This is a genomic window from Paenibacillus praedii (assembly GCF_049725345.1).
Taxonomy (GTDB): Bacteria; Bacillota; Bacilli; order Paenibacillales; family Paenibacillaceae; genus Pristimantibacillus.
The window spans coordinates 1-18513 of the sequence record NZ_JBMWAM010000001.1 but is presented as its reverse complement, the minus strand read 5'-3'; the positions used below and the strand labels follow the sequence as shown (position 1 = coordinate 18513).

The 18513-nt window shown below is 49.4% G+C and carries 17 protein-coding genes; 4 read left to right on the top strand and 13 right to left on the bottom strand.

What is annotated here, in order from left to right; all coding sequences use genetic code 11:
• Window positions 1-26: 26 nt before the first annotated feature.
• Genes ACO9K6_RS00085 through ACO9K6_RS00075 form a run of 3 tightly spaced genes read right to left on the bottom strand, consistent with a single transcriptional unit; the run spans window position 27 to window position 2828 of the window.
• Window positions 27-1181 (bottom strand): DUF3900 domain-containing protein, encoded by a 1155-nt coding sequence (locus tag ACO9K6_RS00085; RefSeq protein ID WP_424765495.1) that lies wholly within the window; start codon window positions 1179-1181, stop codon window positions 27-29.
• Window positions 1182-1183: 2 nt separating this feature from the next.
• A complete protein-coding gene (locus ACO9K6_RS00080) occupies window positions 1184-1711 on the bottom strand; it encodes a glycosyl-4,4'-diaponeurosporenoate acyltransferase CrtO family protein (protein WP_424765494.1) in 528 nt (175 codons plus the stop codon).
• Window positions 1701-2828: a glycosyltransferase family 2 protein gene (locus tag ACO9K6_RS00075; protein ID WP_424765493.1), complete on the bottom strand. Its 1128-nt coding sequence runs from the start codon at window positions 2826-2828 to the stop codon at window positions 1701-1703. The genes ACO9K6_RS00080 and ACO9K6_RS00075 overlap by 11 nt, the downstream gene beginning before the upstream one ends.
• Window positions 2829-3033: 205 nt before the next feature.
• Between ACO9K6_RS00075 and ACO9K6_RS00070 the strand changes: the two genes are divergently transcribed.
• Window positions 3034-4530 carry a phytoene desaturase family protein gene (locus ACO9K6_RS00070; protein WP_424765492.1) on the top strand — a complete coding sequence of 499 codons (1497 nt, stop codon included), beginning with the start codon at window positions 3034-3036 and terminating at the stop codon, window positions 4528-4530.
• Between the two features lies 1 nt (window position 4531).
• Here the strand turns inward: ACO9K6_RS00070 and ACO9K6_RS00065 are convergent, their stop codons facing one another.
• The 9 genes from ACO9K6_RS00065 to ACO9K6_RS00025 form a co-directional block, all read right to left on the bottom strand.
• Entirely contained in the window at window positions 4532-5626 is a 1095-nt protein-coding gene (locus ACO9K6_RS00065; RefSeq protein WP_424765491.1) for a nitric oxide synthase oxygenase, read from the bottom strand.
• Complete coding sequence (locus tag ACO9K6_RS00060) at window positions 5623-6468, bottom strand: EcsC family protein (protein ID WP_424765490.1); 846 nt, start codon at window positions 6466-6468, stop codon at window positions 5623-5625. The genes ACO9K6_RS00065 and ACO9K6_RS00060 overlap by 4 nt, the downstream gene beginning before the upstream one ends.
• 82 nt (window positions 6469-6550) lie before the next feature.
• Window positions 6551-8629, bottom strand: coding sequence for a HelD family protein (locus ACO9K6_RS00055; protein WP_424765489.1), 2079 nt, complete (start codon window positions 8627-8629; stop codon window positions 6551-6553).
• Between the two features lie 76 nt (window positions 8630-8705).
• Window positions 8706-8996, bottom strand: a complete 291-nt coding sequence (locus tag ACO9K6_RS00050; RefSeq protein WP_424765488.1) for a DUF1294 domain-containing protein — start codon at window positions 8994-8996, stop codon at window positions 8706-8708.
• A gap of 61 nt (window positions 8997-9057) precedes the next feature.
• Complete coding sequence (gene hrpB, locus ACO9K6_RS00045) at window positions 9058-11613, bottom strand: ATP-dependent helicase HrpB (RefSeq protein WP_424765487.1); 2556 nt, start codon at window positions 11611-11613, stop codon at window positions 9058-9060.
• 27 nt (window positions 11614-11640) lie between these two features.
• Window positions 11641-12477 carry a hypothetical protein gene (locus ACO9K6_RS00040; protein WP_424765486.1) on the bottom strand — a complete coding sequence of 279 codons (837 nt, stop codon included), beginning with the start codon at window positions 12475-12477 and terminating at the stop codon, window positions 11641-11643.
• Between the two features lie 22 nt (window positions 12478-12499).
• Window positions 12500-13450: a magnesium/cobalt transporter CorA gene (corA, locus tag ACO9K6_RS00035; protein WP_424765485.1), complete on the bottom strand. Its 951-nt coding sequence runs from the start codon at window positions 13448-13450 to the stop codon at window positions 12500-12502.
• 111 nt (window positions 13451-13561) lie between these two features.
• Window positions 13562-13729, bottom strand: coding sequence for a hypothetical protein (locus ACO9K6_RS00030; RefSeq protein ID WP_424765484.1), 168 nt, complete (start codon window positions 13727-13729; stop codon window positions 13562-13564).
• 51 nt (window positions 13730-13780) lie between these two features.
• Window positions 13781-14218, bottom strand: coding sequence for a GNAT family N-acetyltransferase (locus tag ACO9K6_RS00025; RefSeq protein ID WP_424765483.1), 438 nt, complete (start codon window positions 14216-14218; stop codon window positions 13781-13783).
• An 80-nt stretch (window positions 14219-14298) separates the two neighbouring features.
• On the opposite strand from ACO9K6_RS00025, the gene ACO9K6_RS00020 reads away from it, so the two are divergent.
• The 3 genes from ACO9K6_RS00020 (at window position 14299) to ACO9K6_RS00010 (ending at window position 17159) form a co-directional block, all read left to right on the top strand.
• Entirely contained in the window at window positions 14299-15261 is a 963-nt protein-coding gene (locus tag ACO9K6_RS00020) for a cation diffusion facilitator family transporter (RefSeq protein ID WP_424765482.1), read from the top strand.
• Between the two features lie 154 nt (window positions 15262-15415).
• Window positions 15416-16246 (top strand): sugar phosphate isomerase/epimerase family protein, encoded by an 831-nt coding sequence (locus ACO9K6_RS00015; protein ID WP_424765481.1) that lies wholly within the window; start codon window positions 15416-15418, stop codon window positions 16244-16246.
• A gap of 109 nt (window positions 16247-16355) precedes the next feature.
• Complete coding sequence (locus tag ACO9K6_RS00010) at window positions 16356-17159, top strand: hypothetical protein (RefSeq protein ID WP_424765480.1); 804 nt, start codon at window positions 16356-16358, stop codon at window positions 17157-17159.
• A 128-nt stretch (window positions 17160-17287) separates the two neighbouring features.
• Here ACO9K6_RS00010 and ACO9K6_RS00005 read toward each other — a convergent pair whose 3' ends face one another.
• Window positions 17288-18229 carry a tyrosine-type recombinase/integrase gene (locus ACO9K6_RS00005; protein WP_424765479.1) on the bottom strand — a complete coding sequence of 314 codons (942 nt, stop codon included), beginning with the start codon at window positions 18227-18229 and terminating at the stop codon, window positions 17288-17290.
• Between the last annotated feature and the right edge of the window lie 284 nt (window positions 18230-18513).

Here is an 18513-nt window from a genome sequence, read left to right as displayed (position 1 = left end):
TTTATCTATTTTATACAAGATTTAAATTAACATGGCACATCATCATGGCCGCCGCGGCTGCTTCCTCCTCCAGCACTGCTATCGCCTGAAGTCGTTTCTGTCTCGTCTGTACGCTTCTTGCTGCCGATTAACGGCATAATATCGACCAAATCAAGCGGCTGAAGCAGCTCAACAGGCGACATCCCCTTATCGAATTGAAACGCATCTCCTTCAATCACGACTAAATAACGATCGTTATGCTTGGCAAAATGAATCGCTGCCCCGAAGTCGGCCAGCAGTCCCTTCACGGTTACGCTATCCAGCTTAAATGCGATCGGCAGATCAGGCTTCTGCTCCACTAAAGCTGCGGCTGCAACCTCAACCTGCTCCTGCGACCACCATTCCTGCAGATCACGCTTCTCGCTGGCGGCCCATACCTCCACCGCATTCTCCTCCTCGCGGCGCTCCGAGCTTTCGTCCTCCTGCCATTTGTCCGCAATATACTGATGCACCATCTCGACAACCTGCTCGCCCATTACCTCAGGAAGCGGCTTTTCATAGGAGACATACTTCAAAAAATCCTCAAAATACCGCGCATGGGAAGCCTGATGAATCTTTAACTCCCAATGCTCCAGCATTCCTTCCTCCGGCATGTGAGGATATTGAATTGACTTAATACTGCGCGCGCTGATCGCCATCTCCACCTGCGAAATCAAATTGCGTTCATCTGATATACGGGCAATTTTTGGCTCAAAGTCACATTTCAGCAAAAATAAAAAAGGCTCATTGAAATAGGTATTCAACTTCGAAAGCGCGATAATAAAAGCTCCGCCCCTCACCGCGCTTGTATCCATATAAATCCGGACAAGTTCGTCTGCGATTCCGATAAACCGCTCTTTTGAATCCGCATCGCGAAGACGCTGGAACAAATTATAATTTTGGTTACTTCCAAGCTCGTAGCCCGGTTCTACCATAAATCGGCCAATTTTCGTAGGCGCGCCAGCCGAATTGGGATTGCGTTCTACCTTTCTTTTGACAATTCGCTTAAATTCATCATCGAGAAACCGCTGAATTTCACTATCTTCATACGTTTCCTCATCAAGCGTCTGATAATGCTTAAACCGTTTGCCGGACGAGGTCGCGCTTTCTTCACCATCTGTATGAATAACGAAAAAGGACAAATACTGCATCTGAAAATCCACGTTTATAATTCCTCCATACTAGCTGATTTCATCTCCTTAGCATAGCATATCTCACCCCTGCGGAACATCAGACGAATGAATCTTGCGCGGTTATAGCGCTGCACAAAAATACATGGCAGGTTGGCGGCTAACGCATAGACAAGAACGATAAAGGCACTCCAACCCTCGTTCCACAACATGAAGATTGGAGTAACGAGCAGCATGCACCAATGCGCCCACTCCCCGCGCCGCGTTTCAAGCTCAAACTGCTTCATATAGCTATTATCTCTGGTGGACAAACGTTTTTTATGGAATCCGCCCTTAAGCCACGCGCCCCCATCAGGCAGCCGATTCTTCCAACGGTGGATAGCTAGCGTCCGCTCATACCATTTGCCGCTGCGCTCGAAAGCCAGAAGCTTTGTCATTCCGCCATCTTGGGTGAAATAGCGGTCCGGCAGCCGGATGAAGAGGAGGCTGATCAGGATCGGCATACCCGCTAAACCTCCAACATTTGCAAGCCATACAACAATTGGGGGCAGATCATGGAACATTTATTTGTCTTCCTCTCCATGATACTTTACGGACAATAAAGGAAAGCAGGACGGAATAGCTGAACAAGGCGACAAAGAAAACGAGGTAAGGCGGATAAAATAGCTTCGTGTACCACTTAAACGAACCGCTGGCGTTCAAGCCTCTGCTGACCGTCCACACCGAAAGCGCATAAATAGCTGCTGCAGCGATCCACTCCAGCCACTGATTGGAGCCTGCCAGTGCAAGCATGCGAACAGCCGACGAGACAAGACCGGAGAACCACAGGATGACAAGAAATAATGCGCCGACAGGGGTTGAGCCTGCTCCCAGCCCGATACTTTTGGACCAGCCCTGCAAGAGCGTCCTCCAGCCTTCGGGATACATTCGAAATTGGAGCAGTTGATTCCCTAGCAGCAGCTTAGACGTGTGTCCTTTTTCTTTAAACCGTTTGCCCAAATGCAAATGCTCCAGCATTTCCTCCCGTACGATCTCATGACCTCCTATTTCAAAATATTGCTCTCGGACACATGCCGCACACGGGCCAAAGCCGTCCGTTTGCATCGGCAGCGCGCTGGCTGCCCCAGACCCCGCCGTAATAACGAGATTAAAGAAGGCGGAGCATTGCTCGCGAAAACTGGGCACAGCATGGCTAGGCTGAACGGTCACAAGCCCTTCCTTATTCGACAGAAGCGAGACCAGCCGCTCAACAAAAGCAGCAGCCGGTCTCGTATCTGCGTCGAGAAAAAGAAGAAATTCTCCGTTAGCGGCGATGGCACCGTTCCAGCAAGCCCAGGACTTTCCAATCCAGCCCTTCGGCAGCGGCGGCGCACAGAGTACAATCGTTCCATGCTGAGCTGCGATAAGCGCCGTCCTATCCTCTGAACTATCGTCAACTACAATAATCTCAAACGACTGAAGCGTTTGCTTCTTTAGTAGGGGCAGCAATAGCTGAAGGTTAGCTTCTTCATTACGACAGGGAATAATGATGGACAGTCTGCAGAGCTGACTCGTATTGTTCATATCCTTCCCCTTTGCGGGACTGCCATCATTAGACTGTTTCCCGCTTGTCAACCATTTTGGAGCAAATAATAGAAACCCGATAGTCACACAGGTCAAATCCCAAATGTAGTAAAGCATTTACGCATGTTTCCCCTCTCTCATCTAATCCACTCGGTTACCGATACGCTGCTCATTTGAGTCAGCCTCAACGGAATGACAAAACTTCCTGCTCCTAGTATGTCCGGACACGAAAGCGTACAAACTATGAATAATCAAAAATGATAGTTTGGTTGTGTTGATGTTGATTGAAATCACATTAATCCATCTAGGAGGAGTATGAGGCATGCGTAAAAAAATTGTCGTTATTGGCGGAGGGTTGGGCGGCCTATCGGCTGCGATCAGACTTCGCGCTGACGGGCATGAGGTGCTCGTATTAGAAAAAAATGAAACAGCAGGCGGTAAGTTGAACGTACGAGAGGGAAACGACTACCGATTTGATACCGGTCCATCGATATTGACGATGCCTTGGGTGCTGGAGCAGCTATTTGCTTCCGCAGGAAAGAAATTAGAAGATTATATGACGCTGAAGCGTATTGAGCCGCAATGGCGGGCAATATATGAGGATGGAACCGAGCTTGACGTGCTAGGCGACCTGCCGAATATGCTGGCGCAAATCGGCTCTTTGTCAACGGAGGATCGGGAGCGGTTTATGCGGTATGTAGATTATTGCCGCGAGCAGTACGATCTCAGCATGAAAAGCTTCTATCGCCGCTCCATTACAGGCATCTCGGATATGCGTCAGCAGCATTCGCTCAAGGAGCTGCTGGCCATGGACCCGTTGAAAACGATGGCCCAGAAAACAGAGCAATATTTGCGGCATCCTCATTTGCGGCAGCTCTTCAATTTCATGATTATGTATGTCGGATCATCGCCTTATGGCGCTCCTGCCGCGCTTTCTCAGCTCATCTATGTCCAGATGGGACTCGGCATCTACTATATTGAAGGCGGGATGTACAATATAGCTAGAGGCATGCTGCAATTGCTTGCGGAACTGGACGTCGAGGTTCGGACAAACCGCGAGGTGCTGGAGATTATCGATGATCAAGGCCGCGCGATCGGCGTACGCACGCATCACGAGTCCATTGCTTGCGATCTCGTTGTATGTAATCTAGAAGCAGTCCCTGCACATAAGAGCCTGCTAAGTCATCACCCGCAGAGTGCCGCGACCGTGCAAAAGCTGGCCAAATATGAGCCCTCTGTTTCCGGTTATGTAATGCTGCTCGGTGTCAATCGCAGCTATGAGAAATTTATGCACCATAACTTCCTATTCGCCAAGCAGTCTGAAAAGGAATTTCATGATTTGTTTGTTCGCAAAAAACCAACAGCCGATCCCACCGTTTATGTAGGCATATCGTCCAAAAGCGATCCATCGCAGGCTCCGCCAGGCTGTGAAAATTGGTTCGTTCTCACGCATGTCCCTCCGCTTCGCGAAGGTGAAAGCTGGTCGATGTACCGCGATGCGTACCGTGAGCTTGTCCTCGATAAGCTCGAGCGAATGGGAGCTCACAAGCTGCGTCAGCACATCGCATGGGAGCATGAATTTTTGCCTGACGATATCCAAGCTTTATATGGCGCCAGTGGCGGCTCGATCTATGGGGTTGTCACCGACCGCAGACTTAATGGCGGCTTTAAGATTGCTTCACGAAGCTCCCTGCTCGGCAATCTGTATTTTGTCGGCGGCTCTACTCATCCTGGCGGAGGGGTTCCGATGGTGACGCTTAGCGGACAATTGACTGCCGATTTGATTCGCGAGGATTTGCTCAAGCAGCAGGTGATCTAGTTTAATAAGGGGCAGGCTGATACCGATAAGCTGGCGTGCGCTCCGTGTCGTCATAGCTCCTATGCCATATGCCTGTAGCAGCAGGGGACATGGGAGGAATTAGCCAAGACCAACGGCCGGTTACTATTCTGCCGCTTTCCTGCTCCTGCTTCTCGAACCGTAGAAACTGCTCCGCTGCCGTATGATGATCCACAATGCTGACGCCGTGTTTCTTGAACGAATGAAGCACGGCTAAATTCAATTCCGTCAAAGCACGATCCTTCCAGAGCGAGGTATTGGTCGAGGTATTGTATTGAAACAGCCCAGCCACCACCGGCAATTGATTATACCGATCCTGATCAGACAAGTTTCTTGCACCGATTTCCGTTCCCATATACCAGCCGTTAAACGGAGCTGCAGAATAGTGGATCCCGCCCATCTCCAGCAGCATATCCGAGATGAATGGTACGGCGTACCACTGCAGCGCCAAGCTTTCAAAATCATCACGATCAGGATGCGACAAAGGCACTTCCAGCACCGTATCGTCCGGCAAAGTGTAGAGCTTCGGGGTCTGCTCCCCTTTCTGAATAACCAAAGGAAGCACATCAAATCGCGTACCCTTGCTCTTCCAGCCTAACCGAACACAAGCTTCCGTAAAAGCGGCAGACGAGGAATCTCCCACCATTCCGCCTTCCGAGCGATAACCGGCATATCGAACAAGCTGATGATTCCAAATGCGTAATGGGTTAGCCGTGTGCGAAGCCGGGAAAATCGTAATCGCAGGACGAATACGCCCGTTATTTGTTGCATAGCGCATATGCTGAAAAATGTGCTCGGCAGCCTCATCCTCATCCTTCGCGGCTCTGGCGTCAAACACCTCCAGCGTATGCCAAAATAACCGACCAATGCAGCGATTATTGTTCCTCCACGCCATTTTCGCGCCATGCTTTAATTCTTCGTAGGTATGGGTATAGCTGCCCGTACGTTCGATTTCAGCCGTTGCCTCTCGAATTCTTTCCTGAGCGGACTGTTCACTCTTGCCCAGCTCGAAATACACTTCGCCCAAAAAAGCGGCAGCTTCTTCGGCTAACGGTCTGCTTGCCGTTATTGAAGTCATTGTACCACCTCATCCTCTGCCAGCTTTAACAAAACCCTTCTTTTTCGATAAAGCATCGATGCGGCTTCCGCCACATCATTCAGCATCCCGCGGTTAATGAAGGCACCGAACAGCATGCCGGCCACCGGTATCATTTGAAAAAGCTTCTTCCAGCCAAAATTATCCCGATAAACCGTGACGACCTCGCGCCAGCCCTGCAGCTGCGACATCATGTGATGGCTTCGATTCGCCTTGTCGTATGCGCTCAGCTCTTCGAGAATCGCTTTTTTGCCTACGATATCCGATGAAGCGAATTGCATGACCTTAACGGCAAATACCCGTTCCTCCTTGAGCTTCGGATCAAAGCCATAGCAGATTGCAATTTCTTGAATGATTTTCAAGGACAAGCCAAGTACGGCCGGAATATCTACCGCAAGCGTAAATAATCCGCCAAAGCCTGTCGTCGCGCCCTGCAGCGTAGCCATTGTCGAACGACTCGATGCGAATTGCCCTGCAGTCACATTCATCACAGATAAGGGCATAAATGCCACACTGTTAGTGGTACGCTCGTCCTCTTCACCAGCAGTTCCGAGTTCAGTTGAACCGGCATTTTTGCGCAAACGTTCCAACACCGACCGCTCGGAAATGAGATACTTTCCGCCGTTCTGAATATAACCGCCAATCTCATCAACAGCTTGGCCCAGCTTCTCTTGAATAAATGAAGGCGTCAATTTATCAAGCAGCATGAAGGGTAGTCGTCCTAGCTTCTCCCAAAACCACAAATCCTTCTGCTCACGTTCCCAGGCTTCAATTTCATGCAGAGAAGCCGTCAATTGCTCTTTCGTATCCGCGGCGTGCTGCACCGTTCTTCACACTCCTTCTAAAATGTAATACGTCGAATTACATTTTTCGGATTCGGCGTTCACAGTTTTTTCAATTATGCTTTCACTCAGCTCCCAACAGACCAGTAAGCCGGCCTTTGTGCAGCAGCTTGAGCTTGTGCAGCGCGCGCGTGCACCCGACGTAAAGCAGCTTTGCATCCAGCCCTGTGTAGGCTTCTTCTCCTGCATCCGCAATAAGCACCGCATCGAACTCCAGTCCCTTTGAGAGATACACTGGAACGACCGACAAGCCTCCGCCATACGCTGGCTGCTTGCTTTGGACAAGCGATGCGTCTAAACCTTCAGCCATGAAGTACTCGTATATCCGCTCGCATTCCAGCGCGGTGCGCCCGATGACTGATATCGTTTCATAGTCTCCCTTATTCTGCCACTCGCGAACCGATGCTATTATAGCTGCCAGCCATTGGTCATGCGCTACCGCTTCGGTAACGACGGGGTCGCCGCTCCGGAATACAGGAACGGCAGGCTTTACACCGCCCGTCATTTCACCTAGGATTTTATTCGCAAACTCAATGATCTCCATCGTCGAACGATAGCTACGGTTAAGCTCATAGTATCCAATTTGCTCTTCTTCGAATAGAGAGGTAAGCTCCGACCAGTTTTGTATACCGGCATAACCATGGATCCCCTGCTGCAAATCGCCCAGCACCGTCATCGATGGCGTTCGTTGACAGCGACGCAGCACTTCAAGCTGTAATGGCGAATAATCCTGCGCCTCGTCAATGACGATATGATCGAAAGCTTGCTTTGGCAAGCCAAACAGTTCAAGCTGTATATATGCTAGCGGTGCCAGATCCTCGGCTGCGGCTATCCCGAGCTTCAGCCTTTCAGCCGTCGGCGCAGCGATTGATTTGGGGACGCTGGAAGATGCCAGTTTGCCTTGAAACAATGACAAGTACAGCTCTAACGAGGTGTACGAAGCGATTTTTTTCGAGAAGCTGTTGAATTTTGTCAGTGCTTTGGCTCTAACTTTCTTGTCTCCAACGCCTTTAAACTTAAGCTCAGACTCGAGCCAGCGGCGAATTCGGCTTACGAGTCGATCACGTTTCTTCATTAGCGGCTCTTCGCCGTAATCCGTGTCGTACCATTCTCTCATTTGCTCCGGCAGCAGCTCTAATCCTTCGATCGGCACGAATGGCACCATCGGTACAATTCGACTCTCGAAATCAGCAATCCGTTCGTCTATTATTGTCTTGAAGGAAAGGCTTCCTTTGTAGCGGCCGGAAGCATGCTGGATTTCCTCTGCCGTCCGGTGCTCCTCGAACCAGTAGGCCATCGTGAGCGAAGGATCGCTGAGCGTTACGGTATTCTCCAGCAATTGAACCGCCCAGTCATTAAAGGTCGTCTGCTGGATATCGCCTACGCCAAGCTCTGGCAGCACCCCGGAGATATAGTCAAGAAACATCCGGTTCGGCGCGAAAATAATCATCCTCTCCGCTCGCATCCGGTCAGCATACTGGTAGAGAAGAAATGCCAAGCGATGGAGCGCAACCGTTGTTTTACCGCTCCCCGCTACTCCTTGAATAAACAGCGCCTTGCTGCGTTCCGCGCGAATGATTCGGTCCTGCTCGCCTTGAATCGTGGAGACGATATCGCGCAGCTTGTTATCTTTGTTCTCGCCAAGTCTGTATAAGAGAAATTCGTCAGTGACCGAGCCTTCCTCCTGGCCGCGCACGTAGCTGTCGACCAAGCGGACGATCTCTCCCTGACGAATCATAAAGTTCCGTTTTAAATGAACAAAGCCAGCAATTTCTCCATCCGGAGAATCATACGTTGCCGGCAAATCCCCGCCGGTGAAGGAATAGAACAGGCTTGCGACCGGCGCTCGCCAATCGATAACAAGCAGCTCATTGCTGCCTTGCTTCGCCACACCTGCTTTGCCGATATACAAAGGCTTCGGCTCCCCATTAGGCTGCTCTTGAAAATCTATGCGGCCAAAATAAGGCTCCTTCTTCGAAACCTCCAGCCTTAGTCTCCGCTCCTCCTGCTGCAAATCAAGCATTTGCTCCGTGAAGTCATTACCTGTATAGCGCGGTCCGATCGCTTGCAGTTGCATCATAATGTCGCGAAGAGATTCCGTTAGCCGCTGCTGCTCCTCTTGATAGGCACTTTGAACGGTCAAGTCAGTTACCTCCTAAGTCGTAAGATTTAGAAAAAAGCGAACTCCAACTATACCACAGCAAAAGCGCACGTAGCAATCAAGATTTGTCATGCATACCAATCAGCCAAATAAAGCCAATAATTAGCGCGAGATTCAAAGCAAGCAGCAGCGGAATACCGACTGTAAAAGAACGATGCTGCGTCTTATGCCGCCACTTTTTCATGCCCAGCCAGGTTCCAGCCGCACCGCCGATCGCGCTGAACAGAAATAGCCTTTGCTCGGGCACGCGCCTTTTCTTCCGCTTCGCGCGCTGCTTGTCGAAGCCCATAAGCAAAAAGGTCAGGCTATTAATTAGCACGAAATAGAGCAATACTATCGTATAAGCCATACTGGTCAACTGCTCCTTTCGTCGAACATACTTTGTAAGTAGAACGAGGAAGCCGAATTCGTTATGTATTCCTCGGCTTCGTGCGATTCGTCGGTACTGCATCATAAGGATCATCCGGCCAATAATGCTTCGGATACCTGCCCTTTAGATCCTTTTTCACCTCGAAATAAGTGTTTTCCCAGAAGCTGCGCAAATCTCTCGTCACCTGCACCGGGCGCTGCGAGGGAGAAAGCAAATGAAGCGTAACAGGCAGCCGCCCCCTTGCAAGGCGCGGTGTATCCGCCAGTCCGAACAGCTCCTGAAGGCGCACGGCCAACACAGGCGATTCCGGATCACTGTAATCCAACGGAATTCGCGAGCCGCTGGGAACGACGATATGAGTCGGAACCTGCTCATCCAGCTCCTGCTTTTGCTTCCAGGTAAGCTTTCCTTCAAGCAGCTGCAGTATCGGCAGTCTCTGCAGGTCGCCGCGGCTCTTCATACCATACAAATGCGGCAAAAGCCACTCCTCCATCGACTCCAGCAGCGACTCATCGTCAGCTTCCGGCCAATCCCCGCCGCTGCGAGCCATCAGCTTCATTCGCGCCTTCAGCTGGATCGCCTGCTTCGTCATTGGAAGTATAGCAAAGCCTGCTTGACGAATCGCTTGCAGCAAACACTCCGCCACTTTTTTCTCATCCGGCTGCTGAAGATTCGACTCCTTCATGATAATTGAACGGAGACGAAGGCGTTTCCTTGCATGCACCCGGCTTGCCGCTTCATCCCATTCAATAACATCTTCATTAGTCAGATAGGCAGACAAATATTGCTCTATATCCTTTTGGCTTAATTCAGCCGCTAGTCGAATACGGCTTTCCGTACCTGTATCATCCAGCTCGCAGGCTGCCAGATAGGCGAAGCTTGACAGAGGCTGCAGCTCCGGCAGCACCGCTCCCCGCCCGTTAGCCAGCAAATAACGGCCATCGCTGCGTCGCTGCGCAATCCGATCGGGATAGGCGAAAGCGAGAAGCACGCCTAAAGGTACCCGCAGGGGAGCAGCGTCAGAAGAAAATGACTTCTTGTCGCTCGCTTTCCTCAAATCTGCTTGCTGCTGCAGAGCCAGCCGCTCCCACTGCCCGGCTTGAGCCATGATCCGATACGCTGCTCCCGCAGCGGGATGATCAGCTTTCCCGTCCTTAGAGGACTGGCTGCCTCGGCCTAATGATCTCTGAATGAAATCCAACCTATGCTGGACATCCACATTTCGTTCTTGCGGCAGCAGCTCCCGCTCGCTTAACAGCGCCGCTAACACACAAGCTTCACGCAAACAGCCGAATTCCGAAGCCTGGATGATCATCGCTCCTAATCGTGGATGAAGACCGAACTGCGCCATTCGCGAGCCTACAGCAGTCAGTTTACCCTTCTCATCCATCGCATTCAGCTCCCGCAATAAAGCAACAGCCTGTTCATAAGCAGCCACAGGCGGAGGCGTTAGCCACTCAAGCTCAAGCGGATCCTGAATGCCCCATGCTGCAAGCTCCACTGCCAGCGAAGCGAGGTCCGCTTCGAGCATCTCAGGCTTACTTTGCTCGGTAAGGTTCGAATGCTCCTGCATCGTCCATAATCTATAGCATACACCGGGAGCTAATCTCCCTGCCCGGCCTTTGCGCTGCTCAGCGGAAGCAAGTGATACCGGCACGGTTTCCAAGCGGGTCATGCCCGTTCGCGGAGAAAATCTTGGTACGCGCATAAGACCGCTGTCAACGACAATCGTAATGCCTTCCACCGTTAGACTGGATTCCGCGATTGAGGTTGAGAGCACAATTTTCCGCTCCCCCTGTACGCTTCGGGCCACAGCCTCATTCTGCTTCTCCAGCGGCAGGCTGCCATGGAGCTCTTCCACCCTCATAAGTGCGGGAAGACCAGCCTCTGCAAGCCATCTCGCCGTACGGCGGATTTCCGATATGCCGGGCAGGAAGGCCAGAACGTTACCCTCATGTTCACGAACCGCTTCCAAGATCGTCCGTCCCATATGCGGCTCAATTGGGCCGGTTAGACGCGAGGGAGCATAATGCGTTGCTACCGGAAATATTCGGCCTTTGCTGTGAACGACCGGCGCCCCCCCAAGCAGCGCGGAGATCGGCTCGGCATCGAGCGTCGCTGACATCACGACAAGCCGCAGGTCCTCGCGGAGCAGTGCTTGTGTCTGCAGACTAAGCGCCAGACCAAGATCGCCATGCAGATGGCGTTCATGAAATTCATCAAAGAGGACAACGCCTGCCTGCGCTAGCGCTGGATCCTCCTGAAGCATGCGCGTCAGCACGCCTTCGGTAACGACTTCAATCCGCGTACGCGGGCCGATCCGCGAGTCGAGACGCACGCGGTAACCAACCGTTTCGCCCGTTTGCTCGCCAAGCGAATTCGCCATAAACTGCGCCGCCGATCTAGCCGCTAGCCTGCGCGGCTCCAGCATAATCACTTTCCTGCCGGACAGCCACGGCTGGTCTAGCAGCGCAAGCGGCACACGCGTTGTTTTGCCAGCGCCGGGCTCTGCAATCAGCACCGCATTACTCCTATCACGTAAAGACGTTAATAGCTGCGGCAGTACTTCATCTATTGGCAAATGCAGTTGATTCATGCGGATTACCCCTCATTAATTTCCCGTTTATTTCACAATTCGCAGCATCTGCACGACCGGGCGGTTATCGCCTGGCAATGACGCTTCGCTGCTTAACAGCTGCGAGGAGCCGTCACCGTCAAGGAAGATGCCGTCGACAAGACTTCCATCTCCAATGCTGGATACGATCGCTTCCCGAAACACCGCTAACGAGCCCTTCGTTTCACTTACGATTAAATATAAATCACCTTTGTTGTCAAATACTGCAGCCGAACGCAAACGATCATCGTCAGGGAATGGCGCTCTTTCCTTCTCTGTCTGATCCACCCATTGCTCGTCGTTGTCTAAGCTCATGCTGATGCCGCCTTGCGCCCAGAAGCGGGTATTATCCTTCACCTTTATTTCAGAAGCCAAGCTGGCTACCTGAACGCTAAGCGAATCAGAAGCGCCGTCCCACACTAATGTGCCGCGCGCGTATTTTACATTTTCACTGCCCGTACCGTAATTCCCAATCGATCCATTGACGGGGATGCTGTTCACAACTCCAATGCTGAGCAGCTGATTCCCTTGGAAGAATCCGCCGTTTATCCCTACTTTTCCAGCAAGCGTCACATTATTCTGGATCGCTTCCAACGTCACATAGGCGGGCTTTGTCTGAAGGACATGAAGTTTCATGCCGTTCGCTGCTGACTCCTTGAAGTATGTATAATGCAGGGTTTGATCTAAGGCTTCCTGGCCGGGCTCATTCACAGGAGCACGATTTCCAAGTGCGCCTATCATTAAAAATAACATCACGACCAGTACGGTCAAAATCCCCGCCATAATTCCAATAATGGCCATGATCTTTTTCCTGTTCAAACGGTCCTCTTCCTTCTGCTGAATCATGGTCTAACCTCCCTTGTACCCTTTATTTAAACCAGCCCTTCGCCCGAAACCAGGCATACATGCTTAATCCAATCACGAGCATGACCGTAATAACGGCAAAATACCCCCAGCTCCACTCCAGCTCAGGCATATTCGTAAAGTTCATGCCATAAATGCCCGCCAAAAAAGTGAGCGGCATAAAAATCGTCGTGATCACCGTCAGCGTCTTCATGATCGTGTTCATTCTATTGGCATTATAAGAAATATAGCTGTCACGCAGATCCGCTGTCATTTCTCTACAGGCATCGAGCATCTCGGACAGTTTAAGCAGATGGTCATAAATATCATGGTAAAACGCCTGGTATGGCTTTAGCCCCTCGATACGATCAGAATTGGTTAACCGATACAACAGATCACGCATCGGCATAATCGATTTGCGCAATCGGAGCAGCCTTGAACGAATGCTAAAGATATCGCCCATCGCCGTCTGACTTGGTCCCTCGCCACTCCCTACCTCCATATCCAGCAATTGATCATCAAGTCCATGAACGGCCGGAAAATACTGATCGACCAGCTTATCCACGACGAGATAAGCCGCAAATAAATGACCATGCTCCCCGACTTTTTGGCTTGCCAGCAGCTTTGCACGTGCCTCATCTATTTCAGGAGAAGGCTCATAGTGAAACGTAACGAGAAAACGGGGACCTATGAACATATTAATTTCATTAACCTCAAGCGTCGATGGCACAATTTCGTGCAGCACCAAAAAGTGAACATCATGATAGTGATCCATTTTGGGCCGCTGCAGCAAGTGAAAGCAATCCTCGATGGCCAACGGATGAAAATGAAAAAAGCTGTCGAGCAGCATAGATTCCTCTTCCTTCGGATCGAAAAAATCAACCCAATACCAAGCAAGATCCGCAGTCTTTACCTGCTCGATCGTCAAGTCCGTTACCCACTGCATATCATTTGTATAGCCTAAAATTCGAAGCAATGACAATCCCTCCCTCAATAGAAGCCTTGAAGCACACGATGTGTCATCTATGAACACGACTTATCTATTTTACATGAAAATTGTTTCAATCTCCATCCATTCCTCCGAAGATTAAGGTGCGCTTTCGAGCGCCTTCACGTTCTCTTCGATCGGACTGGCGCGGCTGAAGCGAGAAGCGCCGAAGTTGCGCAGCACCCACAATAGTACCATTTGGGGTAAAGCGGGCAAGGCTTGTCTGCTTCGCGCTGTAATTTCATAATCAAACAAGCTCATCATCAAGCGGATTGCAGCGCATGATGATGAGCTTGTTATTTGTTTGTCATTAATTATTTAACGTGATAAATCTTTAATCATCTTCACATGCGGGATATTCTCCTCCAGGAAAACAGTCGAAGAAACGTCATAGCCAAGTCTTTCATAGAAGGGAACAGCTTGCACTTGGCCGTGCAGCTTCGCTTTTGTTACGCCTTTCTCTAAAGCGATCGCTTCCAGCTCCTGCATGATCGCTTTGCCCAGGTTGTGCTTGCGATGATCAGCCAGCACGCAAATGCGTTCCAGCTTTGCCATATCTTCCACAATACGAACCCTTCCTGTACCTACAGGCTTATGATCATTATAGACGAGCACATGCTCCGCAATCTCCTCGTATTCATCCAGTTCAACCTCTTCCGCAACACCCTGCTCCTTGACAAATACAGCCTTTCGCACCTGAAACGCGTCCTCCAGCTGTTCTTTTGCAGTTACTCGTATCGTCCTAATCATGATCATCCTCTGCCCTTCCTTGCTGTTTTACCAGAATCATACTATACTTACTTTAAAAATTCGACTATCAGGAGGTATGGTTTAACTTGAGCAAATGGATCGCACTCCTCAAGAAAGGCAATACCTCTTCAGCGACCGCCGCACTTGGCAATACAGGACTAGCCGTTATTAAAGCGATAGCCGCATCCATAAGCGGCAGCGGAACGATGTTTGCTTCCGCCATGCATTCCGTCGCCGATGCTGTCAACCAAGGCTTTGTTTTTTTCGGCAGCGTGCTTGCCGAGCGCGCACCAACGAAACGTTTTCCAACCGGCTTTGGACGAGTCATCAATTTATTTTGCATGATTGCGGTTATTGTCGTCACGATTATGGCTTACGAAACGTTTCACAAAGGCGTCAAGCTTCTTCAACATCCTGAGGAAGCAACGAATTTCTGGTTAAATTTCATCGTACTACTTATTGCAATCGTTATTGATAGCAGCATCCTGTTGAAAGCCATGAAAGAAATTATAAAAGAAACCCGCTCCGATGCCAAGGGCTTTGGTATATTTGCCTCGGCTTTCCGTAACGCCAATCGGGCTGCACCTCCGACACGCCTTGTGTTTTATGAGGATATCGTTGCGACTTTAGGTGCTGTTTTCGCTCTCACAGCTGTCATGTTTGCCCAGTTCTCTTCCTTTAAAGCCATGGATGGTATAGCAACCATACTCATCGCTTTCTTGATGATAGGGGTAGCCTTTAAGGTTGGTTATGATAACATGGTCGGACTTATTGGTGTTGCAGCTCCTAAGGACGTGGAGGAGCGGATTGCCGAGATGATCCTCTCAGGTAACGATGTTACCGATATTAACAGACTTCGAATCACACAGGAAGGCCGGCGTTATCATGTCGATGCCTACATAGAGCTTCATAAAGGGCTCTCTTTGGCAGATGCAACCGTAATTATGCAGAGGCTCCGTGATAAGCTGCTAACAGATACTGATATTTCGGATATTACGCTTGGCATACTGGATGATAATGGCGTGAATACCTGGATCACCACCAAATAATTCAAAAATCAGGCGATCAGCGCTCAACTGGTCGCTTTTTTTTATGGAAAGACCAACGAGCACAATAAATGACCAAATCAGGGACAATCTTTTCTTCTGCCGTGATGCTATCCTTAAACATAAGCTAGTCACAAAGAAATGAGGAGGAACGAATTTGTCATACTTATCCGTTAGCACCTGGAGCTTACATCGCTTACTAGGTCCTCTCCACTTAACGAATTGGGATACAGAAACCGGAAGCCATCAAACGAAAGCACTGGAGCAGCCCCAGGAGTTAACCTTGCTCGAGCTCCCTGCTGCAGCTGCATCAAAAGGATATCAAGCTATTGAGGTATGTCATTTCCACTTCCCTGCTATGGAAGCCTCTTACTTAGAGCAGCTTCGCCAAGCCTTTACGGCTGCAGATGTTTCCTTTGATACCCTGCTGGTGGATTATGGTGACTTAACAAACCCGGATAAAACTAGAGCAGCCGCTGACTTATCGCTAATGCGCCAATGGGTTGACATTGCCTCCCTTAGCGGTGCCAAGCAAATACGCATCGTCGCCGGAGAAGCTGCTCCATCTGATGAAGCAGCCATTCGTCAATCCGCTGACGCATTGGCAGAGCTGGCGCAATATGCTGCTGCAAGGAATGTGCGGGTCGTCACGGAAAATTTTAAGTCACTGACCTCTACCGCTGACAGCTCACTTAAGCTGCTTGCATACGCAGGTGACCACGTAGGCTTTATTACCGACTTTGGCAATTATCGTGATGACAGGAAGTTAGCTGAAATTGCTGCAACAACACCGCTGAGCGTCTCGGTTCATGTAAAGCCGAACTATGACGAAAACGGATATCCGGATGAGACCTCCTTGGTCAACTACCTTAATGAGGTCAAAAACGCGGGCTTTGATGGCGCATATGTTCTCATCTATGATGGACCTGGCGATATGTGGGAAGGACTCGATCGAGTTAAAGCAATTGTAACGCCTTATATCAATTGACATAACGCCAGCGGAGCTCCTATACTTAGATAATCAAGGTGATGATAATCATTATCGCTCGTATAGACAATGATGAATCATCATATATCTATTTAAGAGGAGAACTGCAATGACACAGGATATGAATTTTACGCTCGTGGAAACCTTTTTTCATATTTCGCCTGTCGGAGCGAGGAATCCCACATTTCAAATGCCTGCGACGGACTTCCTTGATCGGCAGAAAGCACGCCAAGCCATCATGAAGGGCGGAGACTTGGTTCAGGCTATTGGCATGCAATTAGCCACATCCTTCATAGGAATGTCATTCTTTAACTTATGCGTTACGAAGCTGATTTTCGCAGCACAATATAACCGTTTGTTGGACTTAACTATAAACAACTTAACCTTTCAGCTTGAAAAACATGGAAATTTTGCTCATTTCGGCTTTAAAATCAACGATTTGCGCTGGACTGACTTGCCTGGGGACAACGCAGCCCGCAATGCTTTTTTAATTGCTGATTTTTCATCCTATTTCGAGCGGGAAATCAATATGATGATAGAAGCCGTTGCTGAGAGCGTTAATATGAAGTCGGATATGATATGGGGCCAATTTGGCGGTCAATATCATTCAATTCGAGATTATATTCGTCAGCACGAGAATTTCAAGCCAAGCCTTGAACAATTTGAACAAGGGTTCAAGGTGCTCATCGGACTTCCACCTGCGGTTTTTAATCGAAAGAGGAATCCATTCGAGCATAAGCCGCGTTACATCGATAATCCTTGGTCTCCGCCCGATGGCAAATTCATGCTGCGTTCCTCCTGCTGCATGTACGATTGCCGAGTCGACGGACAGAAATGCTATACGTGTCCGCGAATGCTGCCTGAGGAGCGGGAAGAAAAACGCCGGCAGGTCCTTGCTGCTGCAGCAACATAAACGAAAAAGCTGATGACAGATACCCTCTCGTATCCGTCATCAGCTTTTTTTAATGAATGAAGGTTGTCTCAGCCCCGTTTTAGAATCCGTAGTCCTTTTTAAAGTGCAATTAGTTTACATAATTATAATTACGTAAATACATTAATTTTACGGGCGGGAATTTTACTTGAAATGTTATTCATTGCATTTCTAAGCTGTTTGTTATCGATATGTGTGTAAATTTGCGTCGTTTCAATGCTTGCATGTCCAAGCAGCTCCTGGAGCGTTCGAATATCTGTTCCGCTACGAATTTGCATCGTCGCGAAGGAGTGACGAAGCTTGTGACTGGAAAGCTTCTTGTCCATAAGTGACGGCATACCCTCCTTCAGCAGCTGAAATGAGTTATCCGCAATGGTCTGGATCATTCTAATCGACAGCCTTCTACCGAATTGCGAAACAAAAAACGGCTTCTCCTTCCCCTGTCTAGCATCTCTGCGCTCTAGAAGAGATTCCTGCAAAACACTATGCAGCGCCTCAGGCAGTGGAATCACGCGCCATTTTCGTCCTTTTCCAAGGATATGCAGAGATCCGTCCGGACGTAAATCCTGTATATTCATACGATGGACTTCTCCAACGCGCAGTCCCGCATAAGCCATCAGCAGCACAATCGCAACATTTCTTATGTAGTATTTCCCTTGCATCGCCTGTAGCATCGCATCCAGCTCATTTTCCTCAAGATATACTGGAATACGGTTTTTCTCCTGCTTGGACTTGGCAATGAAAGCCGCGGGATTACTGTCCTGATGCTCCATTTCAATAAGTGCCTTGAAAAATGATCGCAGCGAGGACAGTTTTCGATTGCGCGCCTCATCACCCGCCCCTCTTTCCCGACATACTGATAGAAAACGCATCACGTCCATTTTTGTCATTTCCTTTGTTGCGGTTGGATAGACGGTATTCAGAAAATGCGACGCGTCATTCATGTAAGCTTGGTGCGTCGATTTGGTCATCCCTTTATTTTTCATCCAGATGGAAAATAGCTCGAGCTCAGTACTATAATGTTCCAATAGATCATGTTGTCTAGTTTGCAAAGTCATGCCTCCGTAAAAAATGCCATATGGTGCTCTAATTAAGCAGATAGAACTCTATCATCATAGCTTAAAAGTCGTTTTAAAAGCAAATTGCACGAAATATGTATTTCACGCAATTTTTTACCGTGAAAAAAGAAGAGTGCAACCACCCTCCTCGCAGTAAATCTTATCCCTCTATTTCTATATTCCATATATCATCCATACAAAAAGGGGCTGTCCAGAAAGTCAGTGAAAACTGACTTCTGGCAGCCCCGTTTTTGTTGAATTCTAAAAATACGCACAAA